The sequence below is a fragment of the Saccharopolyspora sp. NPDC000995 genome, assembly GCF_053599315.1.
Map to the genome: position 1 here is coordinate 1 of NZ_JBSFLZ010000163.1, position 13,693 is coordinate 13,693.

General features: G+C 67.3%; 14 protein-coding genes. 10 read left to right on the forward strand and 4 right to left on the reverse strand.

Translation table 11 applies throughout. The annotated features are described in order from the left end of the window. Window positions 1–92: 92 nt before the first annotated feature. A complete protein-coding gene (gene mdo, locus ACWDKQ_RS32265) occupies window positions 93–1,385 on the reverse strand; it encodes an NDMA-dependent methanol dehydrogenase (RefSeq protein WP_168589261.1) in 1,293 nt (430 codons plus the stop codon). Between the two features lie 375 nt (window positions 1,386–1,760). On the opposite strand from mdo, the gene mftA reads away from it, so the two are divergent. From mftA to ACWDKQ_RS32315, 10 genes are all read left to right on the forward strand, one after another. Beyond that, window positions 1,761–1,892 carry a mycofactocin precursor MftA gene (gene mftA, locus ACWDKQ_RS32270; RefSeq protein ID WP_450142550.1) on the forward strand — a complete coding sequence of 44 codons (132 nt, stop codon included), beginning with the start codon at window positions 1,761–1,763 and terminating at the stop codon, window positions 1,890–1,892. A 15-nt stretch (window positions 1,893–1,907) separates the two neighbouring features. Then, complete coding sequence (gene mftB / locus ACWDKQ_RS32275) at window positions 1,908–2,216, forward strand: mycofactocin biosynthesis chaperone MftB (RefSeq protein WP_450142551.1); 309 nt, start codon at window positions 1,908–1,910, stop codon at window positions 2,214–2,216. Beyond that, entirely contained in the window at window positions 2,213–3,427 is a 1,215-nt protein-coding gene (mftC, locus tag ACWDKQ_RS32280) for a mycofactocin radical SAM maturase (protein ID WP_450142552.1), read from the forward strand. The genes mftB and mftC overlap by 4 nt, the downstream gene beginning before the upstream one ends. 52 nt (window positions 3,428–3,479) lie before the next feature. Next, window positions 3,480–4,211, forward strand: a complete 732-nt coding sequence (gene mftE, locus ACWDKQ_RS32285; protein WP_450142553.1) for a mycofactocin biosynthesis peptidyl-dipeptidase MftE — start codon at window positions 3,480–3,482, stop codon at window positions 4,209–4,211. Window positions 4,212–4,222: 11 nt separating this feature from the next. Further along, window positions 4,223–4,993: a mycofactocin-coupled SDR family oxidoreductase gene (locus ACWDKQ_RS32290; protein ID WP_450142554.1), complete on the forward strand. Its 771-nt coding sequence runs from the start codon at window positions 4,223–4,225 to the stop codon at window positions 4,991–4,993. Beyond that, on the forward strand, window positions 4,990–6,447 hold the full coding sequence (gene mftF / locus ACWDKQ_RS32295; RefSeq protein ID WP_450142555.1) for a mycofactocin biosynthesis glycosyltransferase MftF: 1,458 nt from the start codon (window positions 4,990–4,992) through the stop codon (window positions 6,445–6,447). Before ACWDKQ_RS32290 ends, mftF begins: the two co-directional genes overlap by 4 nt. 24 nt (window positions 6,448–6,471) lie before the next feature. Beyond that, a complete protein-coding gene (gene mftD, locus ACWDKQ_RS32300; RefSeq protein WP_450142556.1) occupies window positions 6,472–7,638 on the forward strand; it encodes a pre-mycofactocin synthase MftD in 1,167 nt (388 codons plus the stop codon). A gap of 78 nt (window positions 7,639–7,716) precedes the next feature. Next, window positions 7,717–8,154: a hypothetical protein gene (locus ACWDKQ_RS32305; RefSeq protein ID WP_450142557.1), complete on the forward strand. Its 438-nt coding sequence runs from the start codon at window positions 7,717–7,719 to the stop codon at window positions 8,152–8,154. A 120-nt stretch (window positions 8,155–8,274) separates the two neighbouring features. Next, on the forward strand, window positions 8,275–8,787 hold the full coding sequence (locus ACWDKQ_RS32310) for a hypothetical protein (protein ID WP_450142558.1): 513 nt from the start codon (window positions 8,275–8,277) through the stop codon (window positions 8,785–8,787). Between the two features lie 112 nt (window positions 8,788–8,899). Further along, window positions 8,900–10,423, forward strand: coding sequence for a methionine--tRNA ligase (locus tag ACWDKQ_RS32315; RefSeq protein ID WP_450142559.1), 1,524 nt, complete (start codon window positions 8,900–8,902; stop codon window positions 10,421–10,423). Window positions 10,424–10,692: 269 nt separating this feature from the next. Here the strand turns inward: ACWDKQ_RS32315 and ACWDKQ_RS32320 are convergent, their stop codons facing one another. Genes ACWDKQ_RS32320 through ACWDKQ_RS32330 form a run of 3 tightly spaced genes read right to left on the reverse strand, consistent with a single transcriptional unit; the run spans window position 10,693 to window position 12,540 of the window. Beyond that, on the reverse strand, window positions 10,693–11,625 hold the full coding sequence (locus ACWDKQ_RS32320) for a DMT family transporter (RefSeq protein ID WP_450142560.1): 933 nt from the start codon (window positions 11,623–11,625) through the stop codon (window positions 10,693–10,695). After that, a complete protein-coding gene (locus ACWDKQ_RS32325; RefSeq protein ID WP_450142561.1) occupies window positions 11,622–11,924 on the reverse strand; it encodes an AMP-binding enzyme in 303 nt (100 codons plus the stop codon). Before ACWDKQ_RS32325 ends, ACWDKQ_RS32320 begins: the two co-directional genes overlap by 4 nt. Then, window positions 11,872–12,540: an AMP-binding protein gene (locus tag ACWDKQ_RS32330; RefSeq protein ID WP_450142562.1), complete on the reverse strand. Its 669-nt coding sequence runs from the start codon at window positions 12,538–12,540 to the stop codon at window positions 11,872–11,874. The genes ACWDKQ_RS32325 and ACWDKQ_RS32330 overlap by 53 nt, the downstream gene beginning before the upstream one ends. Between the last annotated feature and the right edge of the window lie 1,153 nt (window positions 12,541–13,693).

Below are 13,693 nucleotides of genomic sequence, written 5' to 3' on the forward strand. Positions count from 1 at the left end.
CGTGCACGGCGAATCGATCCTGGACAACGACGTGGAGCTGGCGAAGGCAACCGCCGCCGGGTCACCGGCGGCACCACAGCCGGTCGCACGGGTCAGCTGAGCAGGTCGTCCAACTCGCCCGTCATGCAGTGCTCGACCACCGGACGCACCGTGTCGAACGTGCATTCCTTGGCGTTGCCCGGGGTGCAGGCATCACCGAGCACGTGGTTGGTGATGCGGTCGACGTCCTCGGCATCGCCCTTGATCTCCTTGGCTCGCTCGTAGAATTTCGTCGGCCCCTGCCCCAACCGGTTCTTCGAGTAGGTGTCGGCATGCACGTCGGCGAACCGCTCCGGGATGCCGACGTCGCGCAGCAACCGGATGGCCGCGTCCAGCGCCGCGTCGGCCGCCTGCACGGTGGTCTTGCCGTGCGTGTCCACGCCCATCGCCTCGGCGATGTCGGCGAACCGCTGGTAGGCCACCGGCATGTTGAACGCCCACACCCGGGGCAACGCGATGGCGTTGTTCAACCCGTGGTGGGTGTCGTAGAAGGCGCTGACCGCGTGCGAGATCGAGTGGATGATGCCCAGGCCACCGGAGTTGAACGCCTGAGCGGCGATGTACTGGGCGTACATCATGCCTTCCCTACCGGGGAGGTCTTGGCCGTTCCACACCGCGTGCCGCAGGTTCCGCGCTGTCAGCCTGATCGCGTGCAGCGCGTTGCCCAGCGACGGCTCGAAGTTCAACCGAGACACGTAGGGCTCGGAGGCGTGGGCCAGCACGTCGAAACCGCACTGCGCGGTGTAGTCGATCGGGCAGTCGTAGTACAGCACCGGGTCGTCGATCGCCAGGCTGGCCACCGAGGCGTCGTCGAAGGCGACGTACTTGTGCGGATTGTCCGGGTCGGTGGTGGTGTCGGTGATGACGTAGGCCCAGGACGTCTCCGAGCCGGTGCCCGCCGTCGTGGACACCGCGATGTGCGGCGGGTTCTTCGGGTTCTCCGATTTGTTGAACCCTTCGAACTCGTTGACGTTGCGCCCGTCGTGCGCGACCGAGATCCGCGCGCCCTTGCAGGCGTCGTGGGAGGAGCCGCCGCCGATGGAGACGAACGAGTCGCAGGCGTTCTCCTGGTACAGCGCGACGGCGTCCATGACGTTGTAGTCCTTGGGGTTGGACTCGACCTGGTCGTACACCACGACCTCCAGGCCGTGGTACTTCATGGACTCGGCGATCTTGTGCACGATGTCCGTGCCGCGAAGTCCCGACGTCATCACCAGGGTCCGCTTGAAGCCCAGCTTCAGAGCCTCCGGACCGATGAGTTCGTGCGCGCCCGGTCCCATCAAGGCGCGTGGGAACGGGTGGAACTCCTTGATGGGAAACGGTTTGAGCAGCTCATCGACCTGCATTTCGCAGTCCTTTCCACGCGCGGCGTTGCACGTTGACCACTGGCTACGGCTGGTCCGGGCGGTGTCGGGATCGGGCCCGGCTGGGTGGCGAAGGTAGTTCGGTGCGTCACGCCCGAGAACCCTTCTGGAACCAAGACCCGTCCTCCGGAAGCGCGGTCCGAACGATCGGTGGGGACCGCACCCGTCCGTTCGGGCAGGTCCTCAGGCCCACGGCTCAGCCGCGGGTGGTGGCCGGGGTTCGACCTGTTCGAACGGACGGGGGCGGAAGGTCCAGTCGCATGGCGAGCCGTGTGCCGCCGCGTTCGTAGCGTGTTCTTGCCGCAAGCGTTGGCGGCGCACTTTCCCACAAGATCCCCGCAGCAGAGGTGAGAAGCAATGAAGCAGCAGAGCCTCGGAACCGAGTGCGAGCACGCCACCGGAATCTCCGAGTACGACGAATCCCGCGACGTGGTTGAGGAGATGCTGGTCGAAGAGGTCTCCATCGACGGCATGTGCGGCGTCTACTGAGGACGGTGGTTTGCGATGGGTAGCACGGCCTTCCAGCCCGACCTCCCGTACCGCCAGAACCCGCAGGTGGCCCTGCGACCGGAACCCTTCGGCGCGCTCGCCTACCACTTCGGGACGCGGCGGCTGTCGTTCCTGAAGAGTCGACGGCTGGTCGAGGTCGTCGAGCAGCTTGCCGACCACGGCTCGGTCGACGAGGCGCTCGGCGCCTGCCAGGTCGACGACCGGCAACGGCCGAGCTACCTGCAAGCCCTGGCCTCCCTCGCGCAGGCCGAGATGATCATTGGCCGCCAACCACTTTCGGAGAGGGACGAGGAATCGCCATGAGGATCGTCGAGCAGCGCCGGGAGATGACCGAACCGGTGCCGCCCCTGGTCGAGCAGTTCAAGCACGGTCTGGATGCACCGATCTGCCTGACCTGGGAGTGGACCTATGCATGCAACCTCGCTTGCGAGCACTGCCTGTCCTCGTCGGGCAGGCGCGACCCGGACGAGCTGACCACCGCCGAGATCAAGTCCGTCGTCGACGAGCTGGCGCGGATGCAGGTCTTCTACGTCAACGTGGGCGGCGGAGAACCCACGGTTCGGCCGGACTTCTGGGAACTGCTCGACTACGCGGTGTCCCGTTATGTGGGTGTCAAGTTCTCCACCAACGGTGTCCGGCTCACCCCGCAACGGGCGCGCCAGCTTGCGGCCACCGACTACGTCGACGTACAGATTTCGCTGGACGGCGCCACCCGTGAGATCAACGACGCGGTGCGCGGTCCCGGCTCCTACGACATGGCGCGCCGGGCCATGGACAACCTGGCGGAGGCCGGGATGCGCGGGTTCAAGATCTCGGTGGTCATGACGCGGCAGAACGTCGACCAGCTCGACGAGCTCAAGGTGATCGCGGACTCCTACGACGCCCAGCTGCGAATCACCAGGCTCCGTCCCTCCGGGCGCGGGGCGGACGTCTGGGACGAACTGCACCCGACGGCCGAGCAGCAGATGCAGATCTACCACTGGCTGCTGGACCACGGCGAAGAGGTGCTGACCGGGGACTCGTTCTTCCACCTCAACGCGTTGGGCAGCAGCCCCCTGCCCGGGTTGAACCTGTGCGGCGCCGGCCGCGTGGTGTGCCTGATCGACCCGGTGGGCGACGTCTACGCCTGCCCGTTCGCGATCCACGACGTGTTCAAGGCTGGCAACGTCCGTGCCGCCGGGTTCGGCGAGGTCTGGCGCAACTCGTCCCTGTTCACCGAGCTGCGCACGGCGCAGACTGGCGGCACGTGCGCATCCTGCCCGGCGTTCGACGCTTGCCAGGGCGGATGCATGGCAGCGAAGTTCTTCACCGGCCTGCCGTTGGACGGTCCCGACCCGGAGTGCGTCAAGGGACACGGAGCCCAACTCCTGACCACTGTGGACAACTCTGGGGTGCCGCGTGCGACGCAGGACCACTCGCGACGGGGAGAGCGGCGGAAGGTCCTCCTCGGTCTGCCTGCCGTGCGGGCTTCGCAGCGGCCGTGCGACGAAAGCCCGCTCGCCGGAATGGCGTGAACATCGCTTGGCGGACGCAACAGCCACAACTGGGGACGCGAAGAGGTGAGTCATGACCGCACGCCTTGCCGAGCAGGCGTGGACCGAGTTGGAGCCGCGCAGACCGGTAGTGCTGTTGCCGCTGGGGTCCTGCGAGCAGCACGGGCCGCACCTGCCGCTGGACACGGATGCGGCTGTCGCGACCGCCGTGGCGGAAAGAGCGCTCACCCTGCTGCACGGCGAGGTCGACGCGGTGCTCGCGCCCACGCAGAACTACGGCGCCAGCGGCGAGCACGAGGGCTTTCCCGGGACGGTTTCCATCGGCCACACCGCGCTGCACCTGCTGGTCGTCGAACTCGGCCGTTCGATGCTGCGGTGGGCGGAAAGGTTGGTCGTGGTCAACGGCCACGGCGGCAACCTGCGGAGCCTGGTCGGTGCGGTGCGACGACTGCGCTACGAGGGGCGCGACGTCGCGTGGTGGGCCTGTTCAGGTGGCGAGTCCCACGGGCACGCCGGGCGCACCGAGACGTCGTTGATGCACGCGCTGCGGCCCGATTCGGTCCGAAGCGCACGGATGGAGTCCGGGCCGCTCGGCTCCGATGACCGGGTGCTCGAACGCCTCATGTCGGTTGGCGTGCGGGCGGTGAGCCCGAACGGTGTCATCGGTTCGCCGGACGGCGCGAACGCCGCCGAGGGGGGCGAACTGCTCGCGGAGATGTCCGCGGGCCTCGCCGAGGCCGTGCGAGCCTGGCGCGTGGACGGCACCGGGCGGCTGGCGAACGCCTCGCGGGTGGGTGTGCCATGAGCGAGCGTCGCGTGACGGTAGTGACCGGTGCGGCACGCGGTACCGGTGCGGCGGTCGTGCGCCGCCTCAGCAGGGCCGGTTGGTCGGTCGTGGCGGTCGACCGCTGCTCGGACGACCCAGCGGGGGACTACGCCCTCGCCAGGCCAGCGGGCCTGAATGGCTTGGCGGAATCGACTCCGCACGTCCAAGTCGTGATCGCGGACGTCCGGGCGCCGGAATCGCTGGTGGACGCATGCGATCTGGCGCTGCGCCGGTTCGGCGGGCTGGACACCGCCGTCGCCTGCGCGGCGGCGATCGTCGGCGGGGAGCCGGTGTGGGAGCTGCCTGAGCGAAGCTGGCGGGCCCTGGTCGACATCGACGTCACCGGGGTGCTCAACCTGGCCCGCGCCGCGGTTCCGAGACGGATGGCGGAACCCGAGCCGCGCAACGGCCGGTTCGTCGCGCTGGCCTCGGCGGCCGCGCACCAAGGATTGTGGCGGTTGGGTGGCTACTGCGCGGCCCAGCACGCAGCGCTGGGCCTGGTCCGGGGACTCGCCTGCGACCTGCAGGGCACCGGTGTCGGCGCCGTCGCCGTCTCCCCGGGCTCGACCAGCACCGACATGCTTTGCGCCACGGCGAAGCTGTACGGGCTCTCCGGCCCGGAGGAGCTCGCCCAACACCGGCTCGTGCGCCGGTTGCTCGCCCCCGAAGAGGTAGCCGAGGCCGTGGCCTGGGTGTCTTCCCCGGAGTCGGTGGCAGTGACGGGTTCGGTCGTGCACGCGGACGGAGGATTCGCCGGATGAACGCGGCGCACCCGGAAGCACCAGCCCAAATGATGCGGGCACCGGAAGAGACCCGACTGCCGGACGGATTCGCGGTCCGGCTCGCCTCGGACGTGCACCGCTCCCGCAACGGTGGCCTGCTGTTGGGAGGTTCGCCGATGCGACTGGTTCGATTGAACGGGCGAGCGGCGAAGCTGCTCGCATCCGGCGGATTCACGGTGTCCGGACCGACGAGCGCGGCGGTTGCCCGAAGGCTCCTCGACGCCGGGATCGTCGATCCGCGCCCGCCCGAGGTGCAGGTGGCTGAGACGACCGTGGTGATCCCGGTCCGGGATCGCACCGACATGCTCGAACGGCTCCTGACCATCTTGAGGTGCGATGCGCAGACCGCAGATCTGCCGATCGTGGTGGTCGACGATGGCTCGCGCGACCCGCAGCGGCTCGCCGCTACCGCTTGCCAGTGGGGTGCGTGGGTGTTCCGGCATGAGCGCAGCCTCGGGCCTGCGGCGGCGCGGAACACGGGATTGCGACGTTGCGGCACTCGGTTCGTGGCGTTCATCGACTCCGACGTCGTGCCTTGGCCGGGGTGGCTTCCGACGGTGCTGGCGCAGTTCTCCGACCCCGCCGTCGGTTTGGCAGCGCCGCGCGTCGTATCCCTCGACCAGGCTGGGCGGAACTGGCTGGAGACCTTCGAACGGACCTGTTCTCCGTTGGACATGGGGACGCGGGAAGGCCCCGTCGCACCGCTGACGCGGTTGGCGTACGTGCCCGCGACGACCGTCGTTGTACGCCGCGACGCCGTAGTCGGGTTCGCCTCGGACATGCGGGTAGGTGAGGACGTAGACCTCTGCATGCGCCTGCACGAGGCCGGCTGGCGAGTTCGCTACGTGCCCGCTGCCCGCGTCGCGCACGAACACCGGACGGACCTTCGGAGGTGGATGGCGCAGCGCGCGTTCTACGGAACGGGAGCGGCGCCGCTCGCGCTGCGGCACCCCGGCCAGGTCCCGCCCCTGCACGCCGCAGCGTGGTCGCTGGCGGCCGCAGTGCTGCTGACGAATCGCCGACTGGCTCCCCTGGCGGGGGTGCTGGTCGCGGTGGCCGCCGCGCGACTGGCCCGCCGCATGCCAGACGCCGATGCACCGGTCCGCGCGGCGACGCTCCTGGCACTTGGCGGCTTGTACGGCACCGCCCGGCAACTCGTGCGCGCCGCGACACGCCACTACTGGCCGATCAGCGCCGCAGCAGCGCTGACGAGCCGGCGGGCGCGCAGAGTCCTCGTCGCCGCAGCGGTCGTGGACGGCCTGCTCGACCACCGCAACAGCGGGAGCTCGCTGCACCCCGTGCCGCACGTGCTCGTACGTCGCTTGGACGACCTGTGCTACGGCGCCGGCTTGTGGTGTGGCGCGGTTCGCAACCGCACGATCGCGCCGTTGCTGCCCCGCCTCGCGCGGAGCTCGCACTCACGAGATCAATGACGATCAGAAATGGGAGGACCAGCAATGTCGGAGTGGTTCGAAACGGTCGCCGAGGCGCACCGACGCGCCGAGAAGCGCCTGCCGAGGCCCGTCTACAAGGCGCTCGTCGCGGGTAGCGAACGAGGCTTGACCCTCAACGACAACATCAGCGCGTTCGGCGAGCTCGGCTTCGCGCCGCACGTCGCGGACCTGCCCGCCAAGCGCGATCTTTCGACCACGGTGCTCGGGCAGGAGATCTCACTTCCAGTGATCATCTCGCCGACGGGCGTGCAGGCCGTGCACCCCGAAGGTGAGGTAGCGGTCGCGAGGGCGGCGGCAGCGGCCGGGACCGCGATGGGGCTCAGCTCGTTCGCCAGCAGGTCGATCGAGGACGTCGTGGAGGCCAACCCGAAGACCTTCTTCCAGATCTACTGGGCTGGAGATCGCGACCGGATCCTGGCGCGCATGCAGCGCGCCAGGGACGCCGGTGCAACGGGCTTGATCGTCACCCTGGACTGGTCCTTCGCCACCGCCAGGGACTGGGGCAGCCCACCGATCCCGGAGAAGATGGACTTGCGGACCAAGCTGCGCTTCGCGCCGCAGGGGATGTTCCGTCCTCGCTGGCTGTGGGGCTTCCTCCGCCACGGCTTGCCTGACTTGACGACGCCCAACGTCGTCCTCCCGGGGGAGACGGCGCCGACGTTCTTCGGTGCGTACGGCGAATGGATGCAGACGCCGCTTCCGACGTGGGAGGACGTGGCGTGGCTGCGCGAGCAGTGGGGCGGGCCCTTCGCCATCAAGGGGATCACCCGGCCCGACGACGCCCGTCGCGCGGTTGACGTCGGAGCCACCGCCATCTCGGTGTCGAACCACGGGGGCAACAACCTCGACTCCACGCCGGCGGCGATCCGACTGCTGCCCGCGGTCGCTGACGCCGTCGGTGACCAGCTCGAGATCCTCTTCGACGGCGGAATCAGACGCGGCAGCGACGTTGTCAAAGCACTGGCGCTGGGCGCCAACGCCGTCATGATCGGACGTGCCTACCTGTGGGGGCTGGCGGCCAACGGGCAGGCCGGGGTCCGAAACGTCCTCGACATCCTGCGCAGCGGCATCGACTCGGCCTTGCTGGGCCTGGGCAAACCCTCGATCCACGAACTCGCCCCCGACGACCTCATCATCCCTGACGGATTCCGCCGCGAGGTCAACACCTGAACGAGCGAGCCGCGATGACCCGGCCCACGCCGAGGTGCCGGGCAGCGCGGCCCTCCGTCGAGCCGAGGACGACCTGAAATGCATGGAACCACGTTCACCGAAGCCCGATTGGCGGCGCTGGCCGCTGTGTACGCGGGCAAGATCTGCTACCAGAATGGACTTGCCCGACCCGGCCTCGGCTACGAGTGGGGGACCGGTGTTGCGGGCCCGATGACCGACGAGTTCCGCCACTCCCTCCGCGAACTGTGGGCTGCCGACCTCATCGACATCGACCTGCACCGCCTGTTCGCACCGTGCGGCCATCGAGTCGCGATCACGGCCAAGGGATACCGCGCGCTGCGCGAGTGGTCCGGGCTCGCTGATCCCTGCCGCCCGGCGAACTCGCCGCCGTCGCCGCAGCCGGGGGTCGCTGGCGGGTGCTGGTCGCGCGGGGCGAACGCCCCAACTTTCCGAGGAGCAGCTCCCGGAGATCAAAGCCGAGCGTACGAAAAGGAAAGTGGGCGGCACGTGCTGTGAGAGGGCATTTGATCGCTGCTGGGTGGTGATCGCGGTTGACGACCCTGCCGGTAACCGCCTCGGTGAGATCTTCGCGATCCGCAACGAACTGGGGGCGGGGCAGTCGGCGCGGTTTTCCGGGTGGGACGCGTCGACGATGCTCGGCGGCCGCCCCGGCGCCAACACCTCACCGGCAACAGCCGCGAGTCGTTCTTGCGCGACGAGCAAGGGCAGACGATGGCGCACGTGCGCGCCTCGTCGGTGACCGACTTCCGCGGCTCGCAGGCGTTCGACCACTCCCGCATCGAGGGCGGCCTGTCGCACCTGCGGCGCGGGGTCAACGGCATCGCGCACATCCCGGCGTTCGATGGCGTGATGATGCAGGCCGGGCCGAACCTCGTAGTGGTCACCACCCGGTTTGCCGCCGAGTTGGAGGACGGGTCGACGATCTACGGCTCGACGACGTACCCGCACTATTTGCCCGAGCAGGCGGTGGAGATCCCGTATTACCAGATCTTGCGGGTGGAGTCGGTGGAGCAGGAACTGGACGGCAAACACTTGTGGTCGAAGGTGACCACCAGTGTTCTGCCGCTGACTCCGCCGGCGGTCGACGAGGTGTCGGCGACGGTGGAGCGGGTGGCCACGCTCGCGTGATCTTGTGACGCTCGGCGAGGCGGTCGGTGCTCTCGGTGACGCCGACCGCCTTGACATATGGCCGAGTCGCTACCCTGATCACGCCAATGTTGCGTTCGCATCGGAGAGGGCCATGACCTCACGTCGCTACATCACCACTGCCATCCCGTACGTCAACTCCAAGCCGCACTTGGGGTTCGCGATGGAGCTGGTGGAGGCCGACATGATGGCCCGGCACTGGCGGCACCGGGGGCACGAGGTGCGGTTCCTGACCGGCACCGACGACAACAGCCTGAAGAACGCCATCGCGGCCGAGGACGCCGGGATGCCGACTCAGGAGTTCGTTGACCTCAACGCCCAGGCGTTCAAGGATCTCCGCGGGCCCCTCGACATTTCCTTCGATGACTTCATTCGCACTTCCGGCGAGCACCGGCACACGGCGGGTGTGGAGCGCTTGTGGCGGGCGGCTGCCGCCTCGGGCGACCTGTACCAGAAGCACTACGAGGGCTTGTACTGCGTCGGCTGCGAACAGTTCTACACCCAGTCCGAACTCACCGAGGACGGGCTGTGCCTCGAACACCTGACGCCGCCTCAGAAAGTGTCCGAAGAGAATTGGTTCTTCAAGCTCTCCCACTACGAGGACCAGTTGCGTGAGCTGATCGAATCCGGTCGCCTGAAGATCGAACCGGAGTCGCGGCGCAACGAGGTGCTGAGCTTCATCAAGAGCGGGCTGCAGGACTTCAGCGTGTCCCGGTCGGTCGAACGCGCGCGCGGCTGGGGTATCCCCGTCCCCGACGACCTGAGCCAGGTCATGTATGTCTGGTATGACGCTCTGGGCAACTACATCAGCGCCCTGGACTTCGGCGACGGTGAAGCCGGGCCGGCTGACCTCTATGACTACTGGTGGGCGAATTCCGATCGCAGGAACCACGTGATCGGCAAGGGCATCATCCGCTTCCACGCGATCTACTGGCCGGCGATGCTCATGAGCGCCGGCCAGCCGGTGCCGACGCACATCTTCGTGCACGACTACCTCACGGTGAACGGGCGCAAGCTCGGCAAGTCGCTGGGCAACGCCATCGATCCCGTGGCGATCGTCGAGGACTACGGCACGGACGCGCTGCGCTGGTGGCTGGCCCGAGACGTGCCCCGGGTGGGCGATGCCGACTTCACCCTGGAACGGCTGATCGGCCGCTATCACGAGGATCTGGCCAACGGGCTCGGCAACCTTGTCAACCGAACCGTGTCGATGATCCACAAATACCGGGGCGGCATCGTGCCCGCGCCGAGGACGACCGACGAGCTAAGCCCTGTCGACGGCATACGGGACCGGATCGACGCCGCGATGGACCGCTTCGACTTCCGCGGGGCAACGGGCGCGCTGTGGGAGATCGTCGACGAGGCCAACCGGTACGTTGTCGAGAACGCCCCGTGGACCCTGGCGAAGGCGGAGAACAACGGTGACCAGGACTCCGCCGCGCGCCTCGACGTCGTGCTACGCACGCTTGTCGACGCCGAGCGCCTCGTGGCCGACGAGCTGACCCCGTTCCTGCCCGGTGCCGCCCAGCGCGTCGCCGCGCAGCTCGGCGACGGCGGCGACGAACTCGACAAGCCCACCCCGCTGTTCCCGCGTATCGAGCTTCCGGCGGAGGAGTAACCAGATCGGGAGCTACGAAAGCACCCCGCGCCGAACCCCTGAATCCGACGGGTCGGGCGCGGGGCGCTTGTTCATCCACGCGGCGGCGTGGGTCGGCAGGTGCGTACTTCCAGTGGAGTGGGCACGTCGGTGACGCCGGTGCTAGTCCATGGTGCGGCGTTCACGGGACTGGCTCCGGTCTGGCAAGGGCCTTCCGCGTAGCCGGAAAACTCCTGCGGAACAAATACATCGCGCCAACCTCCATTGTGGGCACTGGGGCGCCTGGTCGGTCAATCGCGCGCATTGGCCGTAGGCGCTGAATCGGCGCGTTTCGACCTCGTCCGGGACACCGCAACGCCGAGCAGCGCTAGGCCACCGCCGGCCAGCGCGATCGGGGTGGGTACCTCACCCAGCAGGAGCCACGACAGGAACACGACCAATACCGGAACCACGTATGTCGTTGCTCCCAGGCGACCTGCCGGTGTCCGCACCAGCGCATACGCCCACGTGTAGAAGGCCAGCGCGGTCGGCAACAAGCCCAGGTAGATCATCACGAGTGAAGCGCCGAGGGGCGCGGCCGCCAGGTCGTCGACGAGCTGCCCAGCGAACGGCAAGCACGCCAGAGTACCGACCGCGCAGCCGAACGTCGTCACCTGCAGCGCAGAGGCGTGCCTGAGAGCCGTCTTCTGCGCCGTGACTCCGACCGCGTATCCAGCGGCAGCAGCCAGACACAGCAGCACACCCAGCACATTGGTGTGACCGTCGCCTGTGGACAGACCGACCACCGCGGCACCCGCGAACGCGATAGCAAGGCCGATCAGCAGCCGGGGAGGAAAGCCTTCCTTGAGCAGCCATCCGCTCAACAGTGCCAACAGCAGCGGTCCCGTGCCCACGACCAACGATGCCGTCCCAGCGTCGGCATGCTGCTCACCCCAGTTGAGCGCAACCATGTACAGCCCGAACCAGAAGACACCCACGCCGATGATGCCTGGCCACGACGGCAGCGGCGGCAACCCTTCGCCACGCAGTACCAGGATCGCACTGAGGCCCACAGATCCTGCCACCAGCCGACCCAACGCCAACGCACCAGGTGAGAAATAGGCGCCAGCGTATCTGATTCCCACGAACGCCGAAGCCCAGAGCAGCATCGTGATCGCTACCGCAATGGCTGTTTTTATGCCGTCTTCTTTTCCCGGCGCTGCCGCCGCTTGCACCATTATCATGTACCTTCCTGTTCTGAATTCGCCGCCATGGCGCGCAATTGTCGGCGCAGTAGTTTGCCGGTCGGATTGCGGGGAAGCGCAGGAACGAAGACGACCTCCTCCGGCACCTTGTACCAGGTAAGTGCCTGCTTTGCCGCTGCGATGAGTTCTGCGCTGACGGTGTCGGGTTCCGCGTCACCGTTTAGCACGACGAACGCGCGCAGTGCCGAGACGCCCGTTGCATTCCGAGCCGAGCAGACCGCTGCTTCACGGACCGCCGGATGAGTCATGAGCAGGTCTTCGACCTCGGTCGGGTGCACGTTGGCGCCTGCGACGATCTCGATATCGTCGGCGCGACCATGGATGCGGAAGAACCCGTCTTCGTCCCGGGGGTATCAACGGGTATGGGAAGTATCCGGCGAGCTCAGGTTCACAAACGACGGCGTCGGGTTCGGCGACCTCTGCGGCGCGGCGCAACTCATCGGGGTGCAGGTCCGAGTTGACCGGCATGGCAACGATGCCGGCGCGTAGGGCGCCGAGCAATGAATAGACGAGGTCGATGCTGTCGGGCAAGGCGAGCAGAACCCGGTTTCCCACGCCGAGACCGCAGGCGGTGAACCCAGCGGCGGCGCGCCCGGCGCCCGCATAGATCTCCCGGTACAGGTGGGTCTTCTCATCCACGATGTAGGCGGGCCGGTCCATCCAACTGTTCGCCCGTGCGAGCCATTCCAGTTGCTCGACGAGGTTTCCGTTGGAAGACGTGGACTGATTATGGTCGGATGGGGTGCGTCTCATATCGAGTGGCATTCCTTTGTCAGATTCTTTCAATTCCGACGAAAAGATCTGGCCGCACGCGGCCACGCTGAGATAAGCGATGTTCGCGCGGCGCGAACACTTCATCACATGTTGCGCGTACGACCGGAAGGTCCTCGGCATCGCGAACATAGACCTTGATGAAGTCGAGATCCTCGATCTGGTAATTGTCGTCAATCCCGTGGCGCCAGAGATTGCCACGGCTGATGACCGCGGAACCGCACTTCGGCAAATGGTCCGGCGGTAGTGGCCACCATGTGCACCCCGACCTGGGGAACGCCGTCGTTGCGCACGGGCGGTTCTTTGGTGCGCTGGCAGGCGACGCGGCCCAGGACGTGCCTGCCATTCGCAGTAGAGTGCGGCTGCTTCTGGAATGAGCAACCAATTTGGCTTGCCGTCGTCGCGAGACGACTCGCGGTCAAATCTCCTCCACCTATCGACGGTTGGCGGAACGTTCACAGAAAGGCTGGAGTGGGATAGTGTGGGTGATCGGTTTCGCGCCAAACGCCCTGCGCGCGGCTGATTCGAAACTTATCCGAAAAATATTGTCGAACGTCGTTGTAGCGATGTGGGCCGCTTTCCAGGCGGTTCCCCGCATGAGGCGCTTGGTTGGATCGCAAGAGAATCGGACCGGGACGCGACTCTCACGTCGGAGCGTTTCTGGCTGCCGGATGGACCGGCTCTGGGGCTCCATGTCCGGATGGCCGGGTCGATTCGATGATCGTCACGAACCGTGAGTGTGGGGCCTCGTTGCGCGCGAGGGCCAGCTTCTTTCACTCGCAATGCCCGAAAGGGTTGGGAGACGCTACCCGAAAATACAAGTCTTTCCGCCGCGGATTCTTCGGGGCGGACCTTTGCGTGCGAGATGCCCGCTGCAGCGGTCGTTGTCAAGTTCCGCGATCGCGGGCAGGGCGTCGATCACGCCGGCATCGCATCAGTGGTTTCCGCGGTCGCCGTGACCACTGCGCAGCCCCGAAGGTCGGGTAAGCGTCGGCGAGTGCTCTCCGCGCAGCCGGACGGTGTGGCGCGCACCGACACAGTCGCTCGCGTGCACATCGCCCGAGCGCCACCCTCGACCAGACCAGTCTCCGTCTATGAACCAACGTCACCCAAGTACCGGAAGGATCATCGCGCACTTCTCATCCTGGCCGATCCGCGGCTGCGACGCCTGAAGCCCCACGGTGTCGGCTGCCAGGAGTAAGGGACCACCTCAGAGCCGGTTTTGCCAGGAGCATGGGACCACCTGTTTGCCACTGATGGGACCGTCTGGGCTGGT

Excerpts from the sequence above, each read along its gene's own strand:
- mdo (WP_168589261.1), bottom strand. The coding sequence starts at position 1,385 with ATGCAGGTCGATGAGCTGCTCAAACCGTTTCCCATCAAGGAGTTCCAC.
- mftA (WP_450142550.1), top strand. The coding sequence starts at position 1,761 with ATGAAGCAGCAGAGCCTCGGAACCGAGTGCGAGCACGCCACCGGAATC.
- mftB (WP_450142551.1), top strand. The coding sequence starts at position 1,908 with ATGGGTAGCACGGCCTTCCAGCCCGACCTCCCGTACCGCCAGAACCCG.
- mftC (WP_450142552.1), top strand. The coding sequence starts at position 2,213 with ATGAGGATCGTCGAGCAGCGCCGGGAGATGACCGAACCGGTGCCGCCC.
- mftE (WP_450142553.1), top strand. The coding sequence starts at position 3,480 with ATGACCGCACGCCTTGCCGAGCAGGCGTGGACCGAGTTGGAGCCGCGC.
- mftF (WP_450142555.1), top strand. The coding sequence starts at position 4,990 with ATGAACGCGGCGCACCCGGAAGCACCAGCCCAAATGATGCGGGCACCG.
- mftD (WP_450142556.1), top strand. The coding sequence starts at position 6,472 with ATGTCGGAGTGGTTCGAAACGGTCGCCGAGGCGCACCGACGCGCCGAG.
- ACWDKQ_RS32305 (WP_450142557.1), top strand. The coding sequence starts at position 7,717 with ATGCATGGAACCACGTTCACCGAAGCCCGATTGGCGGCGCTGGCCGCT.
- ACWDKQ_RS32315 (WP_450142559.1), top strand. The coding sequence starts at position 8,900 with ATGACCTCACGTCGCTACATCACCACTGCCATCCCGTACGTCAACTCC.
- ACWDKQ_RS32320 (WP_450142560.1), bottom strand. The coding sequence starts at position 11,625 with ATGATAATGGTGCAAGCGGCGGCAGCGCCGGGAAAAGAAGACGGCATA.
- ACWDKQ_RS32330 (WP_450142562.1), bottom strand. The coding sequence starts at position 12,540 with ATGCCGAGGACCTTCCGGTCGTACGCGCAACATGTGATGAAGTGTTCG.